The sequence below is a fragment of the Bacillus sp. FJAT-27231 genome (assembly GCF_001183975.1).
In the GTDB taxonomy this organism is placed as follows: domain Bacteria; phylum Bacillota; class Bacilli; order Bacillales; family Domibacillaceae; genus Pseudobacillus; species Pseudobacillus wudalianchiensis.
The window spans coordinates 1,535,549-1,562,121 of the sequence record NZ_LFZU01000001.1; the positions used below are offsets into that span (position 1 = coordinate 1,535,549).

A 26,573-nucleotide genomic window follows, 5' to 3' on the forward strand; every position below is an offset into this window, starting at 1 on the left:
ATGGAAAAAGAACTGATTGCTTCGATTACGAAGCTTGTGATAGAAAAACTTAACCAGGAGCAGCCGCCTAAAGAACCAGAAGTGGCTTTATGGAGCGCGTCCCCAAAGAACCCTGCACACGTTGAGGCAATTGAACAGAATTTGGAACGGATTGAGCTTAAACCAGTTCGACAAGAAGCCATACAGAGAAAAGAACAGAAGACTTATCAATCCAGGAAATGCAGTGATTCTTTGAAACTAGAAAAGAAGGAACAGCAACTGGAGGAGCTTCGTCAAAAAACACCTTCACGAATTGCGGTTGGCCGGGCCGGCAGTCGCCCTAAAACCAATACGTGGCTTCAGTTCCGGTACGATCATGCTGCGGCAGTTGATGCTGTATATGGGGAAGTATCTGCCGATGTACTGGAGAATCTCGGGGTTTTTACTGTCCATACACGTGTGGAGGACAAAGAGGAGTACATCCGCCGCCCTGATCGCGGCCGCCAGCTGTCAGATGAATCAAGAAAAATTATTAAAGATCGGTGCCAAAATTCACCCACCGTCCAAGTGGTCATTTCTAATGGCTTGAGCGCGAAAGCTGTTGAAGCCAATATAGAAGACGTGTATCTATCTTTACAACAGTCGCTGAATAACTTAAAGATCGACATGGGGACTACTTTTTATGTCGATAAAGGCCGCGTGGCATTGATGGATGAGATTGGAGAAATTTTGACGCCGGATGTGGTCATCATGTTAATCGGTGAACGGCCGGGACTTGTCAGCGCTGAGTCACTAAGTGCGTATATGTGCTACAAGCCGAGAAAAGGGGTCATCGAAGCGGACCGGATGGTCGTCTCTAATATCCATAAAGGCGGTATTCCGCCGGTTGAAGCAGGAGCCTATCTTGGGACAATCGTTCAAAAAATTCTAAAATACCAGGCTAGCGGTGTATCGCTCGTTCAAAAAGAAAGCTAGAGAGGTGAATAACAGATGCCCTTACCTCATGTAAAAGCTGACATCCTCGCTATGCGGGTGATTCCAAATGTTGACCAAGGCTTGGCAGAAAAGTTGAAGTTGAAAGGCAGCCATCGCAGTCTCGGAATGTTTACCGTAACAAGTGATGATGTCGGCTACACAGCACTTGATGAAGCGACAAAATATGCGGATGTCGATGTTGTGTATGCCAAATCGTTTTATGCAGGAGCTAATTACTCCTCGGGCCCACTCTCAGGAGAGATGATAGGGATTATTGCGGGAGCAACACCTGAGCAAGTGAGAAGTGGATTGGAAGCCATAGAGACCATTGTTGAATCCGGGGCTTTTTTTGAAGCGTTAAATGAAGAAGGAAGCCATCTTTTATACGCTCACGTGGTTTCAAGGACCGGAAGCTATCTCTCTTCTTTGGCAGGAATCAAGGAAGGGGATTCGCTCGCCTATTTAATTGCTCCGCCTCTCGAAGCGGTTTACGGGCTGGATGCAGCCTTGAAAGCAGCAGACGTGGAGATTTGCCAGCTGTTCGAACCGCCGTCGGAAACCAACTATGGCGGGGGCTTGTTAACGGGAAGTCAATCAGCTTGCCAGGCAGCTGCGGATGCATTTCGTGAAACGATCATCGAATTGATAAAAGACCCGCTTCGTTATTAAGAGATGGAGCAGTATTAGTCTTAAAGGAGTGTGAAAGTATGACTGCAGTAATCGACCGCGATTTGCTTGCTATTCAGGAAATGCGGGAAGCGGTTAGAAAAGCAAAAGAAGCTCAACAGCGCTATCTGTCTTATTCGCAGGAGCAAGTGGACCAGATTGTCAAAGCGGTCGCGGATGCCGCCTATGCAAAATCTTATGAACTGGCTGTTATGGCAGTAGAAGAAACCGGCATGGGCGTAGCAGAGCATAAAAAGATAAAGAATGAAGTAGGATCCAAAGCCGTATATGAATCTATTAAAGATGAAAAGACTGTCGGTATCGTTAGGGAAGACACAGAAAAGAAAATAGTAGAAGTTGCCGCGCCTTTTGGAGTGGTAGCCGCTATTATTCCAACGACTAATCCAACATCCACTGCTTTTTTTAAGACATTAATTGCCTTAAAAACACGCAATGCGATTGTGGTGAGCCCGCATCCTTACGCAGTGAAATGCACCATTGAAGCATTGAAAGTTTGTGAAAAAGCGGCAGTGGAAGCAGGAGCCCCAGAAGGGTTAATTGGATGGCTGTCATATGCTTCTATGGAAGCGACGCAGTCCCTGATGAAGCATCCTGATGTCCATTTAATTTTGGCAACGGGGGGAGGCGGCTTAGTAAAGGCCGCGTACAGCTCCGGAAAACCAGCTTATGGTGTTGGGCCAGGAAACGTGCCTGTATACATCGAAAAAACAGCCAATATACAAAAGGCCGCTTCGATGATTGTAGACAGTAAGTCCTTTGATTATGGCACCATTTGCGCAACAGAGCAGGCCATCATCGTAGATAAAAACATTTTATCCATCACCTTGCAAGAGCTGAAGAAGAACGGAGCTTATTTACTGAGTCAGGAAGAAAAGATTCGTATGGAAAAGGTCATTTCACCTGTACCTGGTAAAGTCAATCCTAAAATCGTTGGCAAAAGCCCAGCTTTTATCGCTAGTCTGGCTGGCATTGATATTGATGACTCGGTTCGTTTATTCGTTGCAGAGGAAACGAAAATCGGCAAAGATGTTCCGTTTTCCTTGGAAAAGCTTTCACCGATTTTTGCCTTATATACTGCAGAGAACAAGGATGAGGCAAAACAGCTATGCAGCCGTTTACTTGATCTTGGCGGCCGGGGGCATAGTTTATCGATCCATACAGAAGATGACAAGGTGGCACGGGAATTTGCTGTTGAGATGCCGGTGTCTAGAATCTTAGTGAATACATTATCTTCTGTCGGAGCGGTTGGTGGTACGACAGGGCTTGCACCATCCATGACACTTGGCTGCGGATCCTTCGGAGGAAATATCACTTCTGACAATATCACAGCCCGTCATTTGCTTAACATTAAACGGATGGCTTACGGCATTAAAGAAGTCAGTATTCCTAGAAAAGGAACATGCCAGACATCATCCGATTTAAAAGTGAACAACACCGATACTGAACAGGTTGTTAAAAGCGTGATTGCTTCGATGGGAAAAAGCGGACAAGTTGATGTAAAGGAAGTAGCTGATCTTGTAAATAAAGTAATTGAACAATACAGCAAATAAAAATTAGGAGGAATGTAAAATGGCAAGAGAAATGACAGCATTAGGAATGATTGAAACAAAAGGATTAGTGGCATCGATTGAAGCAGCGGACGCAATGGTAAAAGCAGCAAGCGTTCACTTAGTTGGCAAAGTACATGTGGGCGGCGGAATTGTAACAGTATTAGTGCGTGGTGATGTTGGAGCAGTAAAAGCAGCGACAGATGCCGGGGCAGCAGCAGCTCAGCGTGTTGGAGAATTAAATTCTGTTCATGTTATCCCGCGTCCGCATAACGAATTAGAGTCCATCCTGCCAAAAGCACCTGAGTTTACAGAGTAAGCAAAGAATCGTAAAAAGAGAGGTGAGCGCTTATGGAACCAGAATGGATTCAATCCATTGTGGAGGAAGTGGTCCGACAGTTAGGCAGGAAAGAGGCGGTGCAAAAGCCCAATCAGGTTCCTCTTGCTGTATCGGCCCGTCATGTTCATCTATCTGAACAGCACTTGGCTATTTTATTTGGACAGTCTTATACATTAAAGAAGAAAAGCGATCTGTCGCAGCCGAATCAATTTGCTGCAGAAGAAACGGTCATTTTATCAGGCCCGAAAGGCACGATTGAGCGCGTCCGCGTGCTCGGGCCTTCCCGTCATTTGACACAGGTAGAGGTGAGTCAGACGGATGCATTCAAATTAGGACTTACCCCACCTATCCGGCAATCCGGTGATATTAAGGGGTCTTCTCCAATAACAATCATCGGTCCCAAAGGCAGTGTTTACTTAAATGAAGGGTTAATTATTGCGCAGGCGCATATTCATATGTCTCCCGATGACGCTAGACGTTTCGGAGTAGAGGATGGCCAGTATGTTCAGGTTAGAGCAGAAACAGAACGTCCAATAACATTTGAAAGAGTTCGGATCCGTGTGTCGCCTTCCTACCGTCTTGAAATGCATATTGATACGGATGAGGCGAATTCCGGATTTATCCGCACTGGACAGACAGGTGAAATCATTTCGGCAGGACAGACACAGTCTACTTATCATCCCCCTGTTTTAATAGAAGAAAAGCAAACGATCATCCCGTTATTTGAAGGAAAGCTTTTATCACAGCATGAAGTGAAACAACTGGATGGACCGGTTATCCGCGTTGGAAAAACAACCATTGTTACACCGCTTGCCAAAGATACAGCGCGTGAATTAGGAAAGAAAATCGAAGTGATCGACGAGTAAGGCGGTGAGGAAATGCAAATGGGAACCGTTATTGGTAATGTGTGGGCAACGAGAAAAGAAGAAGGGCTGACCGGATTAAAGCTGTTATTTGTGCAGCCTATCCGCCCGGATGGAGCACCTGTCCATACGCCTATTATTGCAGCTGACAGAATTGGAGCAGGAATAGGAGATCAGGTCATTATTACAGAAGGCGGGTCGGCAAGGTTTATTATGCCGGATAACCCTCTTCCGATTGATGCCGTCATTATAGGAATTGTCGATTCCACGGAAATTGCACAACAGTAGAAAGAGGTGAAGAAGATGCCAAGGGCCATTGGAATGATTGAAACGCGCGGATTAATCGGCTCGATTGAAGCAGCAGACGCCATGTTAAAAGCAGCGAGCGTGGAACTGGTGAACCAGGAAAAAATTGATGGGGCTCTTGTTACTGTTTTGGTAGAGGGAGATGTCGGGGCTGTCCAAGCGGCGGTTGAAGCAGGAAGAGAGGCAGCTAAGCGTGTCGGAGAGTTAGTTTCTGCTCATGTGATTCCTCGTATTGATGAGGAAACCTATACGATTGTTCAAAAGCCAAAGCAGCTGACTCAAACATCTGTAGCAGAGGAGAAACAAACTGGCAAGACGGCAACGGCTTCTAATCGCTCAAATCGAAAAAAAACGGAGCAAATGCCCAAAGAGGGAGAAGAACAGTAAGTTAGAAAGGAGCAAGCTCAATGGCATTTAAGCGACCGAAGATTGCTGTCATCGGGGCAGGATTTACCGGCGCAACGACGGCTCTACTGCTTGCCCAAAAAGATTTGGGGGATATTGTTCTAGTGGATACACCAGAGCAAAGTAATCCCACGAAAGGAAAAGCACTAGATCTGCTTGAAGCAGGGCCGGTACAAAAATTTAATGCGCGGATTAAAGGGACGGCTGACTATGGAGATATCCAAGGGGCAGATATGGTGATCATTACGGCCGGTATTGCCCGAAAACCGGGAATGAGCCGCGATGATCTTGTTTCAACGAACGCCAAAATTATGCGTTCCATTTCAGAGAAAGTGAAAGACTATGCCCCTGACAGTTTCATTCTAGTATTAAGCAATCCAGTCGATGCGATGACATACGTCTGCTATCAAACAACTAAATTCCCCAAAAACCGGGTTATCGGACAGTCGGGAGTACTCGATACAGCCAGGTTCAACACGTTTGTTGCGGAAGAACTAGGAGTTTCTGTAGAAGATATTTCCGGATTTGTTCTCGGCGGACATGGAGATGATATGGTTCCTCTTGTTCGTTATTCGTACGCAGGCGGAATTCCCTTAGAAAAGATTATTCCGAGTGACCGGCTTGAAGCAATCGTGGAAAGAACGAGAAAAGGCGGAGGCGAAATCGTCAATCTTCTAGGGAATGGAAGCGCCTATTATGCTCCAGCAGCAGCCCTTGTTGAAATGGCGGAAGCCATCATTCGGGATAAAAAAAGAATCCTGCCATCTATTGCTTATCTTGAAGGAGAGTACGGTTATCAGGGCTTATACTTAGGTGTCCCGACCATCCTTGGAGGAGAGGGAATTGAAAGTATTATTGAATTGCCGCTTACTGTGGAAGAGAAGAAAGCGCTTGATAGGTCTGTCGATTCGGTCAGACAAGTGATGGAAATATTACAAAATTAAGTATAGGTTCATGATTCTCCTAAAGAATAAATCTTGATTCGCCAAATGAAAAAGCCACTCTTTCCAGCTGAGAATGCCACCTTGGAAAGGGTGGCTTAAGTTATGTTCTACACGTTTGTATGTAATTTGTTCAGTTTTCAAATTTAAGGAGGACTTGCAGATAATGGAACATTTAACCGATGAAATGCTAATTGATGCATATAAAAAAGCCGTAAAACTTGATAAAACACAAAAGTTGCCAGAAGGTTTTATAAATCTACTAGAAAAAGAAATGTATAAGAGAAATTTACTTTTAAACAATGATGAACACAGCTGCAAAGAGGAGCTAGCTCATTTACAACCAAAAAAACGTCTAGCATCTTCGGGCATAGGTGGTTTTTGGGGTGAAAATATATACACATCCTTAAACAGCCGTTGAATAAAGACCAATTATAGATGGAATTTGAACAGGGAGAGCAAGCAGGTATTCCAATTCCTTAATAATGACTCTTAAATATGGTTAGGTAATTTAAAAAAGACTAATGAAAAGATCTATTTTATAAAAGCTTCAATATCTTTGTCTTTGAGTAATCAGTATAAAATAAAAAGAGAATTGTTTTTATAAACGGCGCAAACATATAATTGTGTAAAAAAGGATGAGTACTATGCCGATTAATTCTTTTGAAAACTATCCAATGAGTTGGAGGCCATCCATAGACAAAACTAAAAAGCCCATTTATCAAGTACTCGCAGAGCAATTAAAACAGGACATTTTAAACGGGGTTTTATTACCAGGCACAAAGCTTCCTTCACAGCGAGAACTGGCCGATTATTTAGATTTAAATTTGAGCACCATTTCAAAAGCATTTAAAGCGTGCGAGTTAAAGGGCTTGTTAAGTGCATCTGTTGGAAGCGGCACATTTGTATCATATGACGCTTTATCGAATGCATATTTACTTGAAGATGCAAAGCCGAAGCATTTAATTGAAATGGGAGCAACACTGCCAGATAATGCTTCATACGAGCCATTGCTGCTTCAACTGAAAGGTATGCTGCAAGAGACAGATTATGAAAAGTGGTTTGGTTATGGCCGGACAGGCGAAAGCCTTTGGCAAAAGGATGCCGCTGTAAAGTTAATACGAAGAGGTGGATTTGAAACAACCGTTGATCACATTTTATTTGCAAATGGGGGGCAAAATGCGATTGCTGCCACACTGGCGAGTCTTTGTAAGCCTGGAGATCGCATTGGTGTTGACCAACATACATACCCTGGATTAAAAACTGTGGCAGCGATGCTTAGTGTGCAAATAGTACCGATAAAATCGGAGAACTATGAGATGAGTCCAACTGCCTTTGAATATGCGTGTAGAAATGAGAATATCAAAGGCATTTACTTGATACCGGACTATCATAATCCAACAGCTTGCTGTATGTCGGTCGAGAATCGAAAAAAGATCGCAGCAGTTGCCAAAAAGTATAATCAGTTCATTATTGAAGATGCGACGTATCATCTCCACTTCGAAAATCCCCTTCCAGCAGTCGCATCATTTGCACCAGAACACGTCATCTATATTGCGAGCTTATCCAAATCAATAGCACCGGGGCTGCGACTAGCCTATGCAGCAGTGCCGAGACGATTGAAGGAGACAATTTCAAAGGCACTTTATAATTTAAATATATCCGTTTCCCCATTATTAGCAGAACTGGCGGCACGTACGATTGTATCGAATCAATTTGAATGCTTAATTGAGGGGCATCGGAAACAAGCCGTTCGCAGAAACCAAGTTGTAAATCAATATTTGGCAGACTACACCTGTTTAGGAGCTGAAACAGGCATCTTTCGGTGGCTGCTATTACCAGGAAAGATTACCGGTGCTGAATTTGAAGCGTTAGCTGCACAGCAGGGAGTCCAAGTGTATGCGGCTGAACGTTTTGTAGTTGGGAATAGCTGCCCAGAGCGGGCGGTAAGGGTTTCTATATGTGCACCCGAAACGCTTGAAGAGCTTGAGCAAGGATTGAATATTCTTAAACGCTTGCTAAATGATCTTACATAAAATTGTTTGCCATACAATTAAAATATTGTATGGCTTATTTGTGCATGGTAAGATGTTTGAAATCTAGTTGGAAGATTATATGAAACAGAATGAGCTTTTTAGAAAGGTGGGTTAAGGGATGTTACGAGACAGCGTAAAAAGGTTAGACGTTCAACCAGCTAGGTTACAAGTTTACATTAGTTCTTCCGAAAAACAAAAACAACTCTATAAGAGAACGTTAATGGTTGTTGTTCTATCCCAAATTTTTGGAGGAGCAGGGCTTGCAGCAGGAATAACAGTGGGGGCACTTCTAGCTCAAGACATGTTAGGTACAGATAGTGTAACGGGAATTCCTGCAGCGTTATTTACTTTAGGATCAGCAGGGGCCGCACTTCTTGTGGGACGGCTTTCTCAAGCGCATGGACGTCGTTCTGGACTTGCGGCAGGTTTCTTGGCTGGAGGGATCGGTGCCATTGGCGTAGTCATTTCAGCGTTAGCAAATAGCATTCTGCTTTTATTTATTTCACTGCTTATCTATGGGGCTGGATCAGCTACAAACTTACAAGCACGCTACGCAGGAACGGACTTAGCAAGCTCAACACAAAGAGCAAGGGCTGTTAGTATGGCCATGGTTTCCACCACATTCGGCGCTGTTGCAGGCCCCAACCTAGTGGATGTAATGGGCAAGTTTGCAATATCTATAGGAATCCCTGCTTTAGCTGGTCCGTTTATATTGGCTGCGGCAGCTTATATACTTGCCGGTTTGGTTCTCTTCATTTTACTTCGCCCTGATCCCTTTATCGTTGCAAAAGCAATAGTAGATGCTCAAACAACAACCAGTAATTTTCATTTAGAGGAAAACTCTAATTCGTCATCGATAAACAAGCGAGGCATTTTTGCAGGAGCTGCAGTCATGGTTCTAACTCAATTTGTAATGACGGCCATTATGACGATGACACCTATTCATATGGGGCATCATGGACATGGTTTGAATGAAGTAGGGCTTGTTATTGGGTTTCACATAGGTGCTATGTTTTTGCCTTCATTAGTGACTGGTTTTCTTGTTGATAAAATTGGCCGTGCCGTGATGGCGATTGCTTCCGCTGTTACGCTGCTTATTTCTGGCTTTTTAGCTGCTATGGGATCTGCTGATTCGATGATAGTACTTATTACAGCACTTGCTTTACTTGGGCTTGGCTGGAATTTTGGTTTAATTAGTGGCACAGCGATCCTTGTAGACGCAACTTCACCATCTACTCGGGCTAAGACGCAGGGTTCTGTAGATGTTTGGATTGCTTTATTAGGAGCATTAGGAGGAGCTTTATCTGGAATGATTGTAGCCCATTTTAGTTATGCAGCCCTTTCAATTGCAGGGGGTGTACTTTCCTTACTGCTTATTCCCATTATTATTTGGGCACGTATCAATAAACAGAATAAGGTCCAATGAAATGACTGAATATTCAAGATGTTAGTGGAGAAGAGGGAGCTATCAAACTTTTTTAAAAGTTGTTAAACGTAAACTATTAAAAATAATAAAAAGGGGTGATTGTAAATGGAAAATAAATTTGCTAAGAGAACTCATTTAGTAAAATCTTCTGAGACACGTGAAATATTGAAAGTAACAGAAAGGCCGGAAGTGATCTCTTTTGCGGGAGGACTGCCGGCGCCAGAGTTGTTTCCTGTGGAAGCTCTTAAAGATGTATGCCATGCCCTATTGAGTGAAGAAGGAGCAGATTCTCTTCAATATAGTACGACTGAAGGATATATTCCTTTAAGAGAAGCTATTTGTCAAAGGATGAAAGCTATCGGAATCCACTCTAATATTCAAAATGTGCTTATTACATCCGGATCTCAGCAAGCTATCGACCTTACCGGAAGACTATTCATCGATGAGGGAGATACAATTATTTGTGAAAGCCCAACCTACCTTGCAGCCATTAATGCATTCAAGTCATACAATGCAAAATTTGTTGAAGTAGCTATGGATAATGATGGAATGGTGATGGAGGAGCTAGAGAAAAAGCTGCAGGAGCATCCTAAGACAAAATTTATCTATACTATTCCAGATTTCCAAAACCCTACTGGCCGTACATTAAAACTCGAAAGACGAAAAAGAATGATTGAGCTTGCTAATCAATATGATGTGCTGATCGTAGAGGATAATCCTTATGGGGCTATAAGATTTGCCGGGGAGGAACTGCCGCCTGTGAAACATTTTGACACAGAGGGCAGAGTCATTTATTTAAGCACTTTCTCTAAGATTTTTACTCCCGGTCTTCGACTTGGGTGGATTTGTGCAGAAGAATCTTTCATTGGTAAATACGTTGCTTTTAAGCAAACTGCTGATTTACATACTGATAGCTTTGCTCAAAGAATGACAGCAAAGTATATGGAACTTTATGATATTGAGGAGCACATTCATAAAATCAGAGCAGTTTACAAAGAAAGATGCACAGCTATGTTATCTTGTATTGAAGAATTTTTCCCGAAAAATGTGTCTTACAGTAAGCCAGAAGGTGGATTATTTATTTGGGTTGAGCTTCCAGAGGGCATTGATTCAACACATATATTTACGGAGTGTTTAAAAAACAATGTTGCTTGTGTTCCTGGTGTACCATTTTTTCCACATGGTACACAAAAAAATACATTACGCTTAAACTACTCAAATATGTCTATAGAGAAAATCATAGAAGGCATGAGGCGTATGGGAGAAGTATTACATCGTGAATTGGAAAAAGAAACAACTCTTTTATGATTCAGAGTTGACAGTCTTGCGGAGGAAGACACCAAAAGAAGCAAAGTCTTATTCCTTAATTTATATGTTTTATATCTCCCCTTAAGTTGATCGCTATATGCAGGGGAGATTAATGAAAGTCTAAATTTAGACGAATACTAAAAAGACTTTTGTGACACAGGGAAAACTCAATTAGAAGAGACCAATATAAAAAGGAATCATCCTTTCACAAATACATTTAGACAGCATATACACGGTCGGAAAGAGGAAGGAATATGGAAAAACCTATTGTCATTGTCGGAGCTGGTTTAAGTGGCCTTCACGCCGCGTCTCTACTTATTGCCCAGGGCATCGAATGCAGGGTTCTAGAAGCTAGAGATAGGATTGGCGGTAGAGTCTTGAGTACCTCTGACTCAAACAGACCCGACCTAGGCACATTTGATCTCGGCCCAACATGGTTTTGGCCACAGTATGAGAGCATGATTACTAACCTTGTTAAAGAACTGAATGTAGAAACTTTCGTCCAGTACACTAAAGGGGCAATGCTTTCAGAACGATCCCAAAACGAAGCACCAGAGCGTTATATACTACCGGAAAATGCCAGCGCAAGGTCAATTCGATTTGCAGGAGGTGTGCAGAATTTTATTGCTGCTATAGCAGGTACGATTCCCTCAGGGATTATCGAGTTAGATACGCGAGTGACGGCCATTCGACAAGATGAAACCGATGTTATCGTGGTTGAAGCAGACCTTGCCGATGGAAAGAGAAGAAAAATTCCGGCAAGTGCTGTTATCCTGGCATTGCCCCCTCGAATGATCGTGCGTCATATTGAATTCACTCCTTCTCTCCCTCCCAATCTGATTACTGACCTTGTAAGCAAACCTACATGGATGGCGGGACAGGCAAAGGCAGTTGTCATTTATGATCGGCCCTTTTGGAGGGAATCAGGACTCTCTGGATTCGTATCAAGCTGGGTTGGACCCTTGCAAGAAATCCATGATGCTTCTCCTGAAATGGGTTCTGGTGCATTATTTGGTTTCTTCGGATTACCAGCAAAGGTACGTCAAGAACTCGGTGAGGATGAAATTTTAAAATTGGTTATTGACCAATTGGCAAGGCTCTTTGGACCTGAGGCTCAAAATGTAAGGGCGATCCTTTATAAGGATTGGGCCAAGGATTCTGAAACGGCGGTCGAGGACGACTTGGAGCCGCTTAAAGACTTTCCGAGTTATGGTCCACCGCCAAAGGCAGGGATTCGGGGAAAGAAAATTATTTTTGCCGGTACTGAGACTAATTCACAATTTGGCGGGCATCTGGAAGGGGCACTTCAGTCAGCTGAAAAGGCAGCTTTTGAAATTATGAATTTAAATAATAAGCCTTTATGAAATTGGGCTTTTCAATACAATAACTTCGGTAAAAGTATGAAGGTATGTGTGCTGGTGAAACAACGTTTAGTGCACCTAGGAAACAGCAAAGCTCGTTCCAACAATCTTGTTGCTATTCAAGGCATTAGTGGACTTGGATACCTAGCTGTCCAGTACACAAACGCCTCATTTTGCATTACGTATAAGCTATTGCATAAAAGAGGAAGGGTACATTGCCCTTCCTCTTTTAAATTTTAATTTCAATGTTAACTAATGTCCATGATCTCACTTGAACAACGATAGATAGCATACGCTTCAAGCTGAAATAAAGTCAATTAGAAATAAAAGAAACGATTGTGAAAAACATTAGGGTTTTGTGTTAGAAGTGTTGAAGAGAGGGAGTCTAAATGAATGTTTAATAGCAGCAGAAACATTTTTAAAGTAAGAGTCGCTATAGGAATTAATTTTTTAAATAATGGACAGGTGGAACAGAGGTGAATTCCCGTGATGAATGATTTTTTCAATGGAACTTTTAGTAAAGTTAGACGTTTATAAACCATCCATCAATTAAAAAACTCCTTTTTCTCCCTTTTTACAAGAATATGTAAAATTAATATGTCTAATATTTTTTCTAAAGTACATAAAAACATATATAAAAATGCAAAAGGGTTTTGCAGTGTAGGAAAACTTTGCATTTTCAAGTGAACCATTACGTATTATTATAGTTTTTATGTTAAATCTTGTTTGAAATTTTAAACGGGATAGATGAATTAGTCGAAAGGAGAAGGAGTTTATAAAGGAAAACAACGAGAGTAAAATATTCCATTTTCCGGTCCCATTATTCTATTAATTTTGTTCATATTGGTTATTATATTTATTTTCTACTTCTTTTTTAAGAAGAGGTTTCTCTTCTTTCTCTACAGACTCGGAAAAATCAATAAAATATTGGCTATGTTACAAGAAACTTTCGCAATGTCATCTTGACTATTCCCTGTTTCACTACTAGGAATGAATGATCCTGATAGCCCAAAATATCAACGTTGCCCGCCTTCACGATAACACTGGAATAGTTTGAAAGCGTTTTTACCTAAAACCAATATTATTCAAAAAATCCAAGCTATTAATCAAGACAGCAAAGAAAGGATTGATACTGTATGCTAGCGCAAGAAAAAAATCACATGCCAGAGCCTTCACAGAAATTAAAAAGGGGCCTAAAAGCTCGTCATTTAACGATGATCTCTATTGGAGGATCTATTGGTACAGGACTGTTCCTTAGCAGTGGTGCAGCCATTCACACAGCTGGACCAGGCGGGGCTTTACTTGCTTATATTTTAGTGGGCGCGATGGTCTATTTTGTGATGACGAGTTTAGGAGAGATGGCCGCTTTTATGCCAACAAGTGGTTCGTTCAGTACGTATGGCACAAAATTCGTAGATCCAGCTTTTGGCTTCGCAATTGGATGGACGTACTGGTTTAACTGGGCGATGACGATTGCAGCTGAATTATCTGCCTCGACGATGATCATGAAATTCTGGTTTCCCGACAGTCCATCATTGTTGTGGAGTGGTTCGTTCTTAGCTCTTATTTTTCTATTAAACTATTTATCTGTTAAAGGATATGGAGAAGGGGAATATTGGCTTTCCTTGATTAAGGTAAGTGCCATTATTATTTTCATTGTAGTTGGCGTACTGATGATTTTTGGTATTATGGGTGGAGAAGAAGTAGGGTTTAAAAACTTTACCATGGGTGAAGCGCCTTTTTCAGGTGGTCTTTTGGGTGTTTTTATTGTTTTTATTGCAGCAGGTTTTTCCTTTCAAGGTACAGAGATTGTCGGTGTAGCAGCTGGTGAAAGCGAAGATCCGGCCAAAAATATTCCAAAAGCCATTAAAAGTGTATTCTGGAGAATTCTTCTCTTTTACGTATTAGCCATTCTTGTTATCGGCCTTATTATTCCTTATACACATCCAAATTTACAAAGTGATAATGTTATGGTCAGTCCATTCACTCTCATCTTTGAAAAAGCTGGAATCGCCTTTGCAGCTTCGCTTATGAATGCAGTTATTTTAACAGCTGTACTGTCAGCGGGTAACTCTAGTTTATATGCGTCAACTCGTATGCTGTATTCAATGGCTAAAGAAGGACAAGCCCCTCGTATTTTTGGTGAACTTAATAAACGAAGTGTACCTGTGGCTGGAATGCTTTTAACATGTGCAGTCGGTACACTTGCCTTTTTGGCTTCTTTCTTTGGTGATGGGGTTGTCTACATTTGGTTAATGAATGCCATTGGTATTACAGGCTTTATATTCTGGCTCGGTATTTCGATCAGTCATTATCGATTCCGTAAAGCCTTTATCGCTCAAGGCTATTCACTGGACAAATTACCGTATAGAGCAAAATGGTATCCAATTGGACCGGTTTTTGCAATCGGGTGTGGTTTAGTTGTGATTATTGCCCAAAACTTTCAAGCTTTTATGAACGATAAAGTGGATTGGGGCAATGTAGTAGCCGCCTATTTAGGTATCCCGCTTTTTCTTTGCTTATGGTTCGGTTATAAATTTATCAAAAAAACAAAGTACGTTAAACTTGAAGAAATTGAGTTTGAATTTGATTACGAGAAAAAACATGATTAAACCGCTCTTTTGAACTTTCAATCGACCTGACAACAATCTATCTATGTTGTCAGGTTTTTTATTTTCTTGGCTTGAGAGGCACGTTGCTTTTTAATGATCCTTTAATATTGTGAATCAATAATTTGGACATAAAAAGTGAAGGCTGCATCAAGTACCACGGCTCTAATTTGGTACTAAGGGAATAAATTTAATCATATTTTTATAAAAGAAAATGATAGAAGGGAGTGTGAGAGTGGTTGAAAAAAGTGAAGGTTCGTTTACGACCCATTGTAAGCAAGATAAATTTGCCTACTGTTTTGAAAACAGCTATACTGCCTGGTGACTCAATGGAGAGATTGTTTATTGCAACACAGGTAGGAGAAATCTTTTACATAGGAAACGGAATGGTAAGGACTTTTTTAGATATTCGCCCACGAATCATAAAGCTGGGTGCTTCTAGTGGAGGGTATGATGAACGGGGATTGCTAGGACTAGCGTTTCATCCTGAATTTTATTATAACGGTCTCTTTTATCTTCATTATTCGGTAGCTGGAACACAAGGACCCGGTGCTCTTTCTGAATCTTTTAAGCCTAATCCGTGTGATCCTAAAACTTTCAACTCAAAGTGGGTAAATAGAGAAGCTCAATATGATCATATTGATACAGTGGAAGAATGGATTTTACAATCGAACGGTCAGCCTCAAAAACGGCGAACATTACTTAACCTCAGAAGGCCATTTCTTAATCATAATGGGGTCAATAGCTTAAACTTCTCGCCTGAAACAAGGAAACTGGTTTTAACAACCGGAGATGGTGGATCAGGCTATGATCCATTTAACTTAAGTCAAGATGATATGGAGATAGCCGGCAAAATAATTGAAATTGATGTAGGTAAGGATCCATTTATCTATAATCCACCCGTAGTTACACGTTTTAATGAACTTCCCGTATCTATTCAGGAAACGCTTACGGTAATGGCCAAAGGGGTTCGCAATATACCGGGCATTTCATATCAAAGATTTTATAATCAGTATATCAAATACTCAGGAAATGTCGGACAGGACTTGGCAGAATCGATTTTTTCATTTGGTTCTTATAAGCCTATACCGGTTACTCAGCTTGTTCAAGCTTCTTTAATGACATCTGAACCTGACCAAGAAGAATGTATAAACTTTGGCTGGCGAGGGTGGGAAGGTGCTTTTCCTACTTCGATGATAAAGAGCTGCTCTGCAAATTCAACTTTGGAAGAGAAAATAATGGCTTATTACGATGAAACAATAAAAACTTCAGCGAGGCGTCTTCAGCCTTTAACCAGTTATTTTCATAAAGATCCCCGGCCTGATAAGTTTGGAGGGACTGCACTGACAGGAGTCCAGCCATATATGGGGAAAGGAATCCCCGATTTAACAGGGAGCGTTGTATTTACCGATCTTGCCCGTCATAAAGAGCCTCAATCTTCTGTCAGAGGGGTGTTAGCCTATACAAAGGTAGGAACAGATTGTAAACCAGCTGATTTTAGCGTGATTGAAACCGATTATAATTTTGGAACTCAATCAGCTTATTATGTTAGTTTGGGAACGAATCTAAATCAAACTAGTCTATATTTAGGGGTTTATGGCTCAATGAAGGTGACTGATTTTAACCAAGGTACTATTTTTGAAATTGTTCCATGATTTATAACTCTAAAATTCGAATTAATATCAGATAAATCTCTTTATTGACTTTAATACAATCTATATATAACAAACGAGAGATTAATCATTCTCGATTGTTCTTCTATCCCAGTTCGTATACTCCTCTTAGGTGAGAAAGTTTTAAAATCCAAAATCTTTTTCCTGAAACAGTAAATGTACAAATATGGGTGAGTGCCATTCCTCTTTTAGCAATCCTACTCATCGCAAGAAGTTAGTAGTGAGAAATTTGACAGTGAGGCTTCCGATACGACCGGTGGCAAGCCGGCACCACGAGTCGGCCGCCGAATATCCAGAATAAATACAGAAACGCGAACAATGATATTTTTGCAATGAATAGAAGGAGGCTTTCCGCAGCGGTGACTCTCCAAATGCCGGGTTGATTTGAAGAGTCAATAAGTTATAACGGTCTTTAATTTTTTAAAAAAGAATAAAGCTATTTCAACCCACAGCCAATTATAAAGGAAAGAAAATAAAAAAATACTTCCTGCTGTAAGGACTGAAAAAGAATTGGATACGGTTGGGCCAAGAACGGGAAAGGAGAAAACATATAGTAGAATCATAATGCCTATCGCTAAGAGAATAGCGCCAACAGAAATAATGATAAATCTCTTCTTAAAAAAAGAAAAAGCTATACCTATACCAATCCCCATCAACCCTGTCGTAAAAGGAAAAACCATTAGTTCACTTGGAAACAGAATGAATAGCAACAAGATCGTAAGAACATAAGACATCACGCCCATCGGAAGGGAAAACATGGCACCAATCAAAATGGGTAAAGTGGCAAATGGGCTGATGAAATACCCGACCCCTGGCAAAACGCCGCCTGCTGCCTGAAGTGCAGCAGCTATACAGACGAGAAAAGCTCCAAAAACAAGCCTCATTGTTTTGGTATGTTTACGAAATTCTAATTGGGCAAATCGAACATCATTAGAAATTGACTTTAAAAAATACATCCGTTCACCTCATTCATAATGGCTTTTAGATACAATATATTAACCATTGATTAGAGACGGAACTATGATTTAAAAATCGACCGGCAGGATGCTGCAGTAATAAATAGATGAAATGATTCCCTGCTAATCTACCTATGTTCTGCTTCTAAATAAAAATACACCCCCTCTATTATTTAGAATGATCTCTTTAAATTGAATATTTCACGAAATTCTTTTTTTATATAAGACATGATATATATTGTTTTTCCACCTTATATTTAGAAGGAAAATGGAGTTGAATTCCTTGATTTTTTCTAACCACAGTAGCACGGATTATTTTATCTGTGCTGCTATTTTTTTGTTTCAGTCCTATTTTGAATAATGGGAGCGTTATCTTAACTCTTTATCTGAAAAAACGAAATATTTCTTACAAAATGATAATAAACTATCTTGAAACGTGGGAAGGAGTGGTTTTGTGAGTTTTAGAAAAGTTGGAAAGTATTTTGACTATATTGTGATTGGGGCCGGTACCGCTGGCGGGGTTATTGCAAAGGAACTAACAGATGATAGAAAAACATCCGTATTAGTTCTAGAAGCAGGAACAAATGAGATGGATGAACTGAGCAATCCTTCAGGAGCCGTTGCACAGGCAAATGCTTCCGATAATAAATATACATTCAATATCCTTTCCAGGCTTGAGAATGCCATCGGCCGACAGTTGCTCCTGTCTGGTGGAAGAGTAATTGGTGGAAGCTCTGAACATAATGCGATGCTGGCCGTGCGTGGAAGCAGACAATTATATGATGAGTGGGCAAGTATCGCAGGATCTCAATGGGGGTACGACAGTCTCCGCTCCTTATTCAAAAAAAATGAAACCTATACTGGTTTGACGCAAGATCCAGACGAAAGAGGAACTAGCGGACCTATCTTTGTCAGGCAGCAAAACATCCCTGAGGGAGGACTTACCACAATCTTGGCAAACGCCACATCACAAGTCTTAGGAGTGCCTATCGTCGAGGATTATAATACGGGTGTTAGGGATTGTACATTTTTTAAATCTCAATTCACCCATGAAAGAGTGGAAGGAGGATTTGTCCGCTCCTCCACGGCCACAGGGTATTTAAATGAGAATATCGTCACTCAAGGCGATGAATTTCAGGCTGATGAGTTCGGAGTAGACAGGAGAAAGCTTTTCATCTTAGCCAAATCAACAGTAAATAAGATTCTATTTAAACGCAAAAAAGGTTCGCTTGTGGCAATGGGAGTAGAGTTCGTCAAAGATGGGGTAACCAAGAGGACTTTTGCCAGAAAAGGAGTTATTGTCTCGGCTGGGAATCTATCTTCGGTTATCCTCCAGAGATCAGGGATAGGAAGGCCAGAGGATTTAGCTGAAGCTGGTTTGCTCACTCGTGTAGAAAGTCCAAATGTAGGCTATAATTTTCAAACTCATTATGCATCCGGAATTGGCATTGAGGTAGAGACATCTCGATTACTCCAAGTAAGGGATGCTGACCCGTCTCAGCCTATTCCGATTGGTGCTTTCAAAAGCGAGGATGGAGAGGGAAGACGCCTTCAATTATTAGGGAACTTGTTCCCTAGGTTTGTTCCTATTCAGGATGTCATCATTAATAATTGGGAGTTTGATCCCCGAAAGCCTAGCAATATCATGAGTATTGGCATTGTGGATCTCAATCCCAGAAGCAAGGGTACAGTCTTGGCGGCACACAGTGATCCTGAGGCCTATCCTTCTGTCGGATTTAATCCACTGGAAAACCAGAATGATTTGGACTTCATGATTAATAATTATATTCGCGTTTTCAATATTGTAAAACAAGCGCGTAAACTAGACCCTGAAGGTATTTATCGGGTCGTGTACCCATCTGAAGATGTCTTCCATATAGAGAATGATATGGAAAAACACAGCCGGCTTGCGGATTTTGTCCGTGCCTCTTATACTGCCCTGAATCATTATGGAGGGCAATGTAGAATGGGCCATACTATTGAAGAAGGCGTTGTCGATGGATTCTTGAATGTTTTTGGAACGCAAAATTTAAAAGTGGCTGACCTTTCCATTGCACCTATTCTGCCTGACGGAAATACAGCGATTCCAGCACAAGTCATTGGATTAAACGCAATAAGATTTCTTAAGGAAAACCCTTCACCTTTTGTCTTGAATGACAGTGATTTTAAAAGTTATAATTTATAATTTTTTGATATTATCCCATACTAAAATCACGGGAGACAAATTTTTTTAATCCCAATAGATACATCCTGTTTCGATAAAAAACCTTTTCACAAAAGTGTACTCTTTTGCACGTTTTAATGATAAATCTTGCTAATGAGTGCAAAAAGATAATGAAGTCCTTTAATAGAGAAATTTTCTTTACTAAAAAATGCGGTGGTCCAAGAGGATCACCGCATTTTTTAGTATTTTAATTGCTCAATTTCAGATAAAACGTTATCTAGTTCGTCTGCTGTATTATTAAGAGTCTGTTCATCTAGTGGTTCAGTCTCCTCACCTGCTTCAATGGTGTGAAGAGGCGTTTCAACTTTTTCATACAAATCAGCATTTTTCCCTTCACTTCATCCTTAAAATTTCTCTGTTAATTTCACCGAGGAATAATGCATGTTCTTTCATGATACTGAGCCAGAATCTGTTTTCTGTTAGAGAGCGTTCAATAAATAGATGTTCAGTAAGGGGTTCGGGTTTTGCAGCAGGCGATTCAGAGACCACTACCATCTGTAAAAATGGATCCATCCTCACAAAGCAGCTAAAATGATTCGTGTATGGAACATCCTATTATAGATTCTCATACTATCTGACTATGTAAATGAAAAGAACATTGAGATATCTCAATGTTCTTTTCTATTAGATCAAACTTTGTTCCTTCAGGATTTAAATACGCAATTTTTTTCATGAAGAAGGTTATTATTCTTTAATTCTTCGATGATTGTCTTGGTAGCATCTTTAACATCTAAAATAGTTGAAGATGCAAGCTGTTCTAATCTCCATATCTCCACCATCACGAGAATCGTGGCCTGTTCAACCTAAATATTCATCAAATCTTTACCGCTATATCCCTTCAAGAGTTATTTCCATTTCGTTTTTTTTGTAACTGTATGAAACAACAAGTTCAAATAGTTCATCATTTGAGATAATGTTTACTTCTTTTCTTCAATTTTATCAGTATTCCGACAGTTTTATGGTATATTATCAAAGTTCTGTCATCTGGACAAACTTTAATTTGTTTGATCACCATAATTAAAGAGAACATCACCGTCATTTTATTGTGAATGATTAAATCATTTTTATATTGAAAATAGAGAAGGAATGTAAAAGGTTTTTGTACTACACCCCTCTGAAAGTTTGTGAGTAAACCGGGCAGGGAAGAGAGAGTGTGAGGTCAAAGTTCAATGATTTGAGGAGGAAGATTCGATGACGAAAGATTTGAAAAAGACTGCAGCAGAACAGGCACCTGGTGAAGACCGCCTAAAATTGGCGGCAACCGCCATGGCTGAAAACAAGAAACTGCATGCGACCGGAAGGGAAGAGAGAGATACGACTCATTTTGTCGATTTAGATTCTGTGAAAAGTATCATCGAGGAGTGGCCCGCCACGTCCAAGATGGCTGCCAAAAATACCATCAAATTTTATGGGCCTCCGAATGAAGCAACACCGAGTTACCTTATTTGGTTTAATAACGGGCCTTGGAAACGGACAATCGCATTCCGTGATGGAGTGCCGCATGATTTCCCAGAACCGCATACCGATGTGCTCGAGCAAGTCATTGATTATCATGTACCAGCTGACAAAGCAGGACTTGTTGCCCAACTGGAAGGCAGCTTGGTGATCGACCGAACAAAAGGCGAAGTGTCTGTCCACTGCGATAATGAAGGCGCCAATACGCTTTCCATCAACATGATGCATGATATTGTGACAGGCAAACGGACACCGGAAGAAGCAAGGGAGTTCATCAAACAAGAAATCGTCGAGTATATGATGAACCGTCCGGCTCCGTATGCAGAGAAATTCCAATTTAAGCTGCCTCAAGGCGAACAGTGGGACCCGGACGTTACCATTGTCAATGATAAGGAACTAATGAAGGCTATCACTGTTAAGCAAGTGGAACTCGGATTGAAGTGAACGTAAGCCCAAATGATGCCTGCCTAGTTGTTAGGTGGGCATTATTTACTTTACATTTGCGCTGATGATTGGATTTTGAATTAGCTTCAATATCCTTTATTGAAGATTTATCATTTAGGATAAGTCTTCTCCTAAGAAGAAGACATGTTAATGAGTTGCAAAAGATATTGTTTTCACCAATATCATAGTAGGAGAAAATTGCAGCATAGTTTGATTAGATGAGAAATAAACGGAGAGTATGATAACGATGGTTAATTTAGGGGATGTTAAGTTTGTAAGGATCCACCTTTATAATCTTTTTCAAAGTGGGATTGTTGTTTTAGTTAAACAGTATGTTTTCTTTATATGCAGTGGTTTTAGGAGGGGCAACTTTGGAAACACTTTATCATGGAATTATTATTTTCCTGACAGGATATTTGTTGATAAGAGTGACTGGAAAAAAAGCTGTTTCTCAAATGGGCTCTTTCGATTTATTATATATTTTTGTCTTGACAAATATTATTAGTTCCCCCGTTGAAGTCGAGAGTGTTGGCAAAGCTTTAACCTATGCTGTAATTATCGCGATTTTATATAAAATTTTCATTCGTTTATCCTTACATAATAAATTAAGGTGGCTCCTGTATGAACGCCCAACAGTGTTGATTCGAAATGGTGATATAGATAGAAAAGGACTGAAAAAGGTACGTATGCCAATGAATGAATTATTGTCGCGTTTAAGAGTAAAAGGGTATGCGGATACGCAGTATATTGCTATGGCAACGATGGAGGAAACAGGAATTATTAGTGTGATTCCTAAGTCGGAATACCGGCCCATCCAGCCTAATGATTTAAATTTAAAGATAAAAAAAGAATACCTTCCTATTCCGTTGATCATGGATGGTCAAATTATTTATCATAATTTAAAATACCTGCAGCTTGAACAAAAGTGGTTAATGAACGAGGTAGAAAAAATGGGTAAAAATGTAGAGGATATTATGTTAGCTACATTTTTAGAAAATGGAACACTCTTTATAGATGATAACGAAATTAAAAGTCATAAAAATGATCCCTACTATTACACGCCCGGAAAAGATGATAAATGAAAATGCTGATGAAGACATTTTTGTCATCAATAGAGAAAATGGAATTTCTCATTGAATGAAATATGGACTGATACACAGGGAGGTATTGAGTCGCCCAGTATTTACAGTGCTTAAACAGATAAGACTGTGAAGCTAGAGTGGATGACGACGGGATCGTAACTGAAGAAAGCGATCTCGATGATAATGAGTTTAAAGGGTGATTTTAAAATGAAAATAACAAGGGTAACTACACTTTTAGAATTGATGCAAGCCATTTCCGAAAATATCCCCCAAACCTTGGAGATAGAAACATCCATTCTTTCCCCTCACTCCATTTCTTTACCTGAGGGCTACAAATTAATAGGAAAAAGTAACAATTCATGTATGGTGAGCTTTAACAATAGTGATGGTTTTGGTATGACACGCAACAATACCATCTCAAACCTAACCATTATGACAAGACAAACTAACCGAGCAATATATACGGTTTATGGCATTCCAGATATGGGGAATATTGTCCTTGAAAACTTGAATATTACAGGGCAGGTTTCAATTATTTCCAGGTCAGGGACAGACAAGATAAATTTGATTGCAGATCATATACATATTACTTCTTGCGATTCAAGACATTACAGTGAGCAGCCGCAAAAGTATGGCGTGAATGTATACCAAGGGGCACTGACCGTATATAATTTTAATCCCAATGAAAACAGTATAATTGAATGCAGGTTAACAAATATCTGCATAGGCTTTAAAAATGCCCCGGTTATTGGCTCGGGTATTTTTGTTAGTGGTTTTGGCAATGAAGGCGGCAGAGTTAATTTGGAAACACTCACTACGGGTGCTGTATATTCAAATGGTCTGCTACCCTATGGCACAGCCGATATCATTACTGCTGCTGTTTTCATTGTTTATGGTGTTGAGGCAAAATCAGTTGAACATCATGGTGAGCTGGTGACTTACGGTGTGAATGATATGGTTTTGGATACATGGGGCAAAGTCGAAAAATGGATTAGCAATTATCCAATCACATCTTATGGCCCGAGCGGTATAGGATTCGTAAACTTTGGGACGGTAAAAGATTTCACGGCACGAGATATTATTACATATGGGTTAGGTGCTAGGGGATTTAACCAATATGACGGTACGGTTGAAAATATTAAGTTTAAATCCATTACAACTCATGGTGACGGCTCAATAGGCATACAAGTCAGCAGACCCATTGGAAATATGACTGTGGAAGAAGATGTAACAACATATGGATCTGTGGGTAATTCATTAGTTAAAGGTGTAATAACAAAGCTTGCGGCAAACGCGATAAGTATTAAATCAGGTGGTGAAGTTGAAAGTTTGACCATTCACGGTGATATTATTACTTACGGTGACAATGTTACGAATTACGCGTTGGAGGGCGGCGGGGTTAAGAAGTTCGACGTTGGCGGAGAAATTATAGTTAATGGGAAAAATTCACAAAAATATAACCATAACTAATGGAGGGATTAGCTTTGCACCGAACTATTGAAGGTATTATTAATTGGCAAGTGGCAGAATTCTATTCTGCCACTTGCCAATTTTGTTAAAAAACCTGGAATAAAACAAATCGAAATTGCCAATTTAATGATCCATTTCACTCCTCTCAAAAAATATGGTTTTTAATAGGAGGGATGAGGGAGTTCTATATGACGGTAGAAATATTACTGTAGTAGATAGAGGACGTTATTGTATATGAGTAACTCTCAATGACATTCAAACTCCTTTCATTTTTTCTAGTTGCAGTGTTACCACCGTTTAGAAATTTAAAGAATTCTTACTTTAAGCTCTAGAAGGAAATAGATATAATAGTTAGCGTTACCCTGAATAGGGAGTTTAACAGAATGAAGGCTCCTATTGCAGAAAAGCAAAAACATTGTGATGCTTAAGAACGAAAAAAGAGAGGTATTTTGAGGGCAATGGTTACAATCATCATATAGGCTTTTCAATAATAAACGAAAGAGATTTAAAAAATGTACGGTGGATTAAATTTGTAAAGTGACAATAAAGTTATTTATTTTCAAAACCCCCCCCCAATACATAAAACCACGATTTAAAAGCAGAACGCGGTTTTATGTATTGGGTAATGGATGCAAAATGATTTGCCGCTCTTACAACGATATAGTCGTTTAAATATAAGAGTGCCTAAACCCATTCTATATTATTGTTCATTTTTTTAAAACTGTCGCAGGCACTCCTGCAACAACCGTATTCTCCGGATATCTTTCGTTACGACTGCTCCTGCCGCGACAACAGAGTTGTAACAATTTTATAGAGTACCAAGCAAAATTATTCAGAGACGAAGGGGGATGGTACTAACATGGAAAACGTATCAAATATAAATAAATTGGAATCTATAAAGTCCTTCCAATCGACAATCAGTAAATCCGAAAAGGCCCTGGCTCAGATGACTCAGAAAGCCGCAAGTACCACCTTATTAAAGAAACGACTCAAAGCTCTTTATATCGGCTTAGCCATTCTAGAAAATGTTTGGAATCAAAGACCCCACCCTTACACTCAGGAAGATTTGGCAGAAGCTCGCGATGTTCTTGTTGGTTTATTCCCATCAATTAAGAACATTTATGCTAAGTCAAAGGCTGGCAGCCCACAAAAAACATTATTAGAAAGAAGAATGAAAGCATTAGAATTAGCTATTCAAGCGATTGACATTAGTTTCGGCTAATGGAGTTAATTAGATGGTCAGATAAACGTGTGGAAACCTCAAAAACGATAACTTAAACAGACAGAAAGGGAGATGTACCATGACCAAACATAAGGTCTATACAATGAGTGTCGCAAGTGTTTATCCCCATTATGTGACAAAGGCGGAGAAAAAAGGACGTACGAAAACAGAAGTCGATGAAATCATCTGTTGGTTGACAGGGTATAGCCAGGAAGAGTTAGAAGCGCAACTGAAAAAACAGACAGACTTTGAGACCTTTTTTGCGGAAGCTCCCGAACTGAATCCTTCACGGGCTTTAATCAAAGGGGTAGTCTGCGGTGTTCGAGTGGAAGACATTGAAGAACCAACTATGCAGGAAATCCGCTATTTGGATAAGCTGATCGATGAGTTAGCAAGAGGAAAAGCGATGGAAAGGATTTTGCGGAAATAATACTTAAAATCCCAATTACCTAAAAATAGCTTTCTTATATTATCGGGCGCTTTAATGAATAAAGAGTACAGAAAGTATTTAACTTGACTGCTGTAAGGGGTATTCTTTTGAGAATAGTTATTTCTCTTCCAAAAAGGCTGTTTCTCACGTTCATTAAGTTTAAAAAATGAACGGTGAGACATTTAAAAAAGTTAACTGTGTAGGCAGCGTGATATCAAGGAAAAGGACGGTTTGCTAATCAATTTTTTTGAAAACTTGTGTGTATAAAAGAATACAAGATTGGCAATCATAGAGACAAGAACATGTAATGAAGGGGGAACTGATGGCTGTAGAAAATAAATTAACGCTAGCTAACTCTATCCATAAAAATCTGTTTGACTTAAATGAGTATCTTGCCTGCCACTGCGGTCCAGTGTTCGTTACAAAAGAAAGTAGATTGAGCGTTCCGATGAGATCAGAGCGTTCTTTTTTAATGGGGTTGGGAAGTTGGAGTTTTGAATATTTGTGTCTTCCTTTATTGGAATGCTTCTTATATTCTGCCACTACTCAGCATCAAAAACTCATTATTAGACCGGAAAAATTAATTGACTTCATATTTAGAAGAATGATATAGTTCTTCTTGCTGTTAAAAATAATGCTGTTGAGAAAAAGATTTTCTTAAAAAGTTATTGACACTATCATTTATAGATGCTATTATAATATAGCTGTCGCTGATAACGACAACGAATTGATCTTTGAAAACTGAACAAAATACATGCCAGTAAGTTAATTCTTATTTTTAAATGAGCTATGCAAACAATCTTTTTGGAGAGTTTGATCCTGGCTCAGGACGAA

General features: G+C 40.1%; 22 protein-coding genes and 2 pseudogenes. 22 read left to right on the top strand and 2 right to left on the bottom strand.

Annotated features, from left to right (window positions below):
- The 15 genes and pseudogenes from eutC to AC623_RS07390 all read left to right on the top strand — a co-directional run bounded on the left by eutC (position 1) and on the right by AC623_RS07390 (position 16,438).
- A complete protein-coding gene (gene eutC, locus AC623_RS07320; RefSeq protein WP_049661837.1) occupies positions 1–954 on the top strand; it encodes an ethanolamine ammonia-lyase subunit EutC in 954 nt (317 codons plus the stop codon).
- A gap of 15 nt (positions 955–969) precedes the next feature.
- Positions 970–1,623 (top strand): ethanolamine utilization microcompartment protein EutL, encoded by a 654-nt coding sequence (eutL, locus tag AC623_RS07325; RefSeq protein WP_049661839.1) that lies wholly within the window; start codon positions 970–972, stop codon positions 1,621–1,623.
- A 38-nt stretch (positions 1,624–1,661) separates the two neighbouring features.
- Entirely contained in the window at positions 1,662–3,191 is a 1,530-nt protein-coding gene (locus AC623_RS07330) for an aldehyde dehydrogenase family protein (protein ID WP_049661840.1), read from the top strand.
- Positions 3,192–3,210: 19 nt separating this feature from the next.
- The gene (gene eutM / locus AC623_RS07335) at positions 3,211–3,507 is read left to right on the top strand and encodes an ethanolamine utilization microcompartment protein EutM (RefSeq protein WP_049661841.1); all 297 of its coding nucleotides are present in this window, start codon (positions 3,211–3,213) and stop codon (positions 3,505–3,507) included.
- 32 nt (positions 3,508–3,539) lie between these two features.
- Positions 3,540–4,169 (top strand): annotated as a pseudogene (pduL, locus tag AC623_RS07340) (phosphate propanoyltransferase); the annotation flags it as partial.
- A 237-nt stretch (positions 4,170–4,406) separates the two neighbouring features.
- A complete protein-coding gene (locus AC623_RS07345) occupies positions 4,407–4,679 on the top strand; it encodes a EutN/CcmL family microcompartment protein (protein WP_049661843.1) in 273 nt (90 codons plus the stop codon).
- A gap of 15 nt (positions 4,680–4,694) precedes the next feature.
- A complete protein-coding gene (locus AC623_RS07350) occupies positions 4,695–5,084 on the top strand; it encodes a BMC domain-containing protein (protein WP_049661845.1) in 390 nt (129 codons plus the stop codon).
- 20 nt (positions 5,085–5,104) lie between these two features.
- Positions 5,105–6,046 carry a malate dehydrogenase gene (gene mdh, locus AC623_RS07355; RefSeq protein WP_049661847.1) on the top strand — a complete coding sequence of 314 codons (942 nt, stop codon included), beginning with the start codon at positions 5,105–5,107 and terminating at the stop codon, positions 6,044–6,046.
- 163 nt (positions 6,047–6,209) lie between these two features.
- On the top strand, positions 6,210–6,464 hold the full coding sequence (locus AC623_RS07360; protein WP_049661849.1) for a sporulation histidine kinase inhibitor Sda: 255 nt from the start codon (positions 6,210–6,212) through the stop codon (positions 6,462–6,464).
- Between the two features lie 226 nt (positions 6,465–6,690).
- Positions 6,691–8,079 (top strand): aminotransferase-like domain-containing protein, encoded by a 1,389-nt coding sequence (locus AC623_RS07365; RefSeq protein ID WP_049661851.1) that lies wholly within the window; start codon positions 6,691–6,693, stop codon positions 8,077–8,079.
- 118 nt (positions 8,080–8,197) lie between these two features.
- Positions 8,198–9,505: an MFS transporter gene (locus AC623_RS07370; protein ID WP_049661853.1), complete on the top strand. Its 1,308-nt coding sequence runs from the start codon at positions 8,198–8,200 to the stop codon at positions 9,503–9,505.
- A 105-nt stretch (positions 9,506–9,610) separates the two neighbouring features.
- Positions 9,611–10,813: an aminotransferase-like domain-containing protein gene (locus tag AC623_RS07375; protein ID WP_049661854.1), complete on the top strand. Its 1,203-nt coding sequence runs from the start codon at positions 9,611–9,613 to the stop codon at positions 10,811–10,813.
- A 254-nt stretch (positions 10,814–11,067) separates the two neighbouring features.
- Positions 11,068–12,177: a flavin monoamine oxidase family protein gene (locus tag AC623_RS07380; RefSeq protein ID WP_049661856.1), complete on the top strand. Its 1,110-nt coding sequence runs from the start codon at positions 11,068–11,070 to the stop codon at positions 12,175–12,177.
- 1,133 nt (positions 12,178–13,310) lie between these two features.
- Positions 13,311–14,786 carry an amino acid permease gene (locus AC623_RS07385; RefSeq protein ID WP_049661857.1) on the top strand — a complete coding sequence of 492 codons (1,476 nt, stop codon included), beginning with the start codon at positions 13,311–13,313 and terminating at the stop codon, positions 14,784–14,786.
- Between the two features lie 236 nt (positions 14,787–15,022).
- Positions 15,023–16,438 carry a PQQ-dependent sugar dehydrogenase gene (locus AC623_RS07390; protein ID WP_049661859.1) on the top strand — a complete coding sequence of 472 codons (1,416 nt, stop codon included), beginning with the start codon at positions 15,023–15,025 and terminating at the stop codon, positions 16,436–16,438.
- 410 nt (positions 16,439–16,848) lie between these two features.
- Here the strand turns inward: AC623_RS07390 and AC623_RS07395 are convergent, their stop codons facing one another.
- Positions 16,849–17,412, bottom strand: a complete 564-nt coding sequence (locus AC623_RS07395) for a hypothetical protein (RefSeq protein WP_049661861.1) — start codon at positions 17,410–17,412, stop codon at positions 16,849–16,851.
- 454 nt (positions 17,413–17,866) lie between these two features.
- Between AC623_RS07395 and AC623_RS07400 the strand changes: the two genes are divergently transcribed.
- Positions 17,867–19,597, top strand: coding sequence for a GMC family oxidoreductase (locus tag AC623_RS07400; protein WP_049661863.1), 1,731 nt, complete (start codon positions 17,867–17,869; stop codon positions 19,595–19,597).
- Between the two features lie 402 nt (positions 19,598–19,999).
- Here the strand turns inward: AC623_RS07400 and AC623_RS22160 are convergent.
- Positions 20,000–20,149: pseudogene (locus AC623_RS22160) on the bottom strand (DUF2935 domain-containing protein); the annotation flags it as partial.
- A gap of 678 nt (positions 20,150–20,827) precedes the next feature.
- Between AC623_RS22160 and AC623_RS20765 the strand changes: the two are divergent.
- From AC623_RS20765 to AC623_RS07430, 6 genes are all read left to right on the top strand, one after another.
- Complete coding sequence (locus tag AC623_RS20765) at positions 20,828–21,535, top strand: hypothetical protein (protein WP_053104083.1); 708 nt, start codon at positions 20,828–20,830, stop codon at positions 21,533–21,535.
- A 371-nt stretch (positions 21,536–21,906) separates the two neighbouring features.
- Complete coding sequence (locus tag AC623_RS07410) at positions 21,907–22,617, top strand: DUF421 domain-containing protein (protein ID WP_049661865.1); 711 nt, start codon at positions 21,907–21,909, stop codon at positions 22,615–22,617.
- A gap of 177 nt (positions 22,618–22,794) precedes the next feature.
- On the top strand, positions 22,795–24,087 hold the full coding sequence (locus tag AC623_RS07415) for a hypothetical protein (protein WP_197090951.1): 1,293 nt from the start codon (positions 22,795–22,797) through the stop codon (positions 24,085–24,087).
- An 859-nt stretch (positions 24,088–24,946) separates the two neighbouring features.
- The gene (locus tag AC623_RS07420; RefSeq protein WP_049661867.1) at positions 24,947–25,309 is read left to right on the top strand and encodes a hypothetical protein; all 363 of its coding nucleotides are present in this window, start codon (positions 24,947–24,949) and stop codon (positions 25,307–25,309) included.
- A gap of 79 nt (positions 25,310–25,388) precedes the next feature.
- Positions 25,389–25,739, top strand: coding sequence for a DUF2200 domain-containing protein (locus tag AC623_RS07425; protein WP_049661869.1), 351 nt, complete (start codon positions 25,389–25,391; stop codon positions 25,737–25,739).
- Positions 25,740–26,061: 322 nt separating this feature from the next.
- Positions 26,062–26,352: a hypothetical protein gene (locus AC623_RS07430; RefSeq protein WP_049661870.1), complete on the top strand. Its 291-nt coding sequence runs from the start codon at positions 26,062–26,064 to the stop codon at positions 26,350–26,352.
- Positions 26,353–26,573: the final 221 nt, after the last annotated feature.

What these genes read in the sequence shown, in the direction of transcription:
- eutC (WP_049661837.1), top strand. Translation starts at nt 1, where the DNA reads ATGGAAAAAGAACTGATTGCTTCGATTACGAAGCTTGTGATAGAAAAA.
- eutL (WP_049661839.1), top strand. Translation starts at nt 970, where the DNA reads ATGCCCTTACCTCATGTAAAAGCTGACATCCTCGCTATGCGGGTGATT.
- AC623_RS07330 (WP_049661840.1), top strand. Translation starts at nt 1,662, where the DNA reads ATGACTGCAGTAATCGACCGCGATTTGCTTGCTATTCAGGAAATGCGG.
- eutM (WP_049661841.1), top strand. Translation starts at nt 3,211, where the DNA reads ATGGCAAGAGAAATGACAGCATTAGGAATGATTGAAACAAAAGGATTA.
- AC623_RS07345 (WP_049661843.1), top strand. Translation starts at nt 4,407, where the DNA reads ATGCAAATGGGAACCGTTATTGGTAATGTGTGGGCAACGAGAAAAGAA.
- AC623_RS07350 (WP_049661845.1), top strand. Translation starts at nt 4,695, where the DNA reads ATGCCAAGGGCCATTGGAATGATTGAAACGCGCGGATTAATCGGCTCG.
- mdh (WP_049661847.1), top strand. Translation starts at nt 5,105, where the DNA reads ATGGCATTTAAGCGACCGAAGATTGCTGTCATCGGGGCAGGATTTACC.
- AC623_RS07360 (WP_049661849.1), top strand. Translation starts at nt 6,210, where the DNA reads ATGGAACATTTAACCGATGAAATGCTAATTGATGCATATAAAAAAGCC.
- AC623_RS07365 (WP_049661851.1), top strand. Translation starts at nt 6,691, where the DNA reads ATGCCGATTAATTCTTTTGAAAACTATCCAATGAGTTGGAGGCCATCC.
- AC623_RS07370 (WP_049661853.1), top strand. Translation starts at nt 8,198, where the DNA reads ATGTTACGAGACAGCGTAAAAAGGTTAGACGTTCAACCAGCTAGGTTA.
- AC623_RS07375 (WP_049661854.1), top strand. Translation starts at nt 9,611, where the DNA reads ATGGAAAATAAATTTGCTAAGAGAACTCATTTAGTAAAATCTTCTGAG.
- AC623_RS07380 (WP_049661856.1), top strand. Translation starts at nt 11,068, where the DNA reads ATGGAAAAACCTATTGTCATTGTCGGAGCTGGTTTAAGTGGCCTTCAC.
- AC623_RS07385 (WP_049661857.1), top strand. Translation starts at nt 13,311, where the DNA reads ATGCTAGCGCAAGAAAAAAATCACATGCCAGAGCCTTCACAGAAATTA.
- AC623_RS07395 (WP_049661861.1), bottom strand. Translation starts at nt 17,412, where the DNA reads ATGTATTTTTTAAAGTCAATTTCTAATGATGTTCGATTTGCCCAATTA.
- AC623_RS20765 (WP_053104083.1), top strand. Translation starts at nt 20,828, where the DNA reads ATGACGAAAGATTTGAAAAAGACTGCAGCAGAACAGGCACCTGGTGAA.
- AC623_RS07415 (WP_197090951.1), top strand. Translation starts at nt 22,795, where the DNA reads ATGATAATGAGTTTAAAGGGTGATTTTAAAATGAAAATAACAAGGGTA.
- AC623_RS07420 (WP_049661867.1), top strand. Translation starts at nt 24,947, where the DNA reads ATGGAAAACGTATCAAATATAAATAAATTGGAATCTATAAAGTCCTTC.
- AC623_RS07425 (WP_049661869.1), top strand. Translation starts at nt 25,389, where the DNA reads ATGACCAAACATAAGGTCTATACAATGAGTGTCGCAAGTGTTTATCCC.
- AC623_RS07430 (WP_049661870.1), top strand. Translation starts at nt 26,062, where the DNA reads ATGGCTGTAGAAAATAAATTAACGCTAGCTAACTCTATCCATAAAAAT.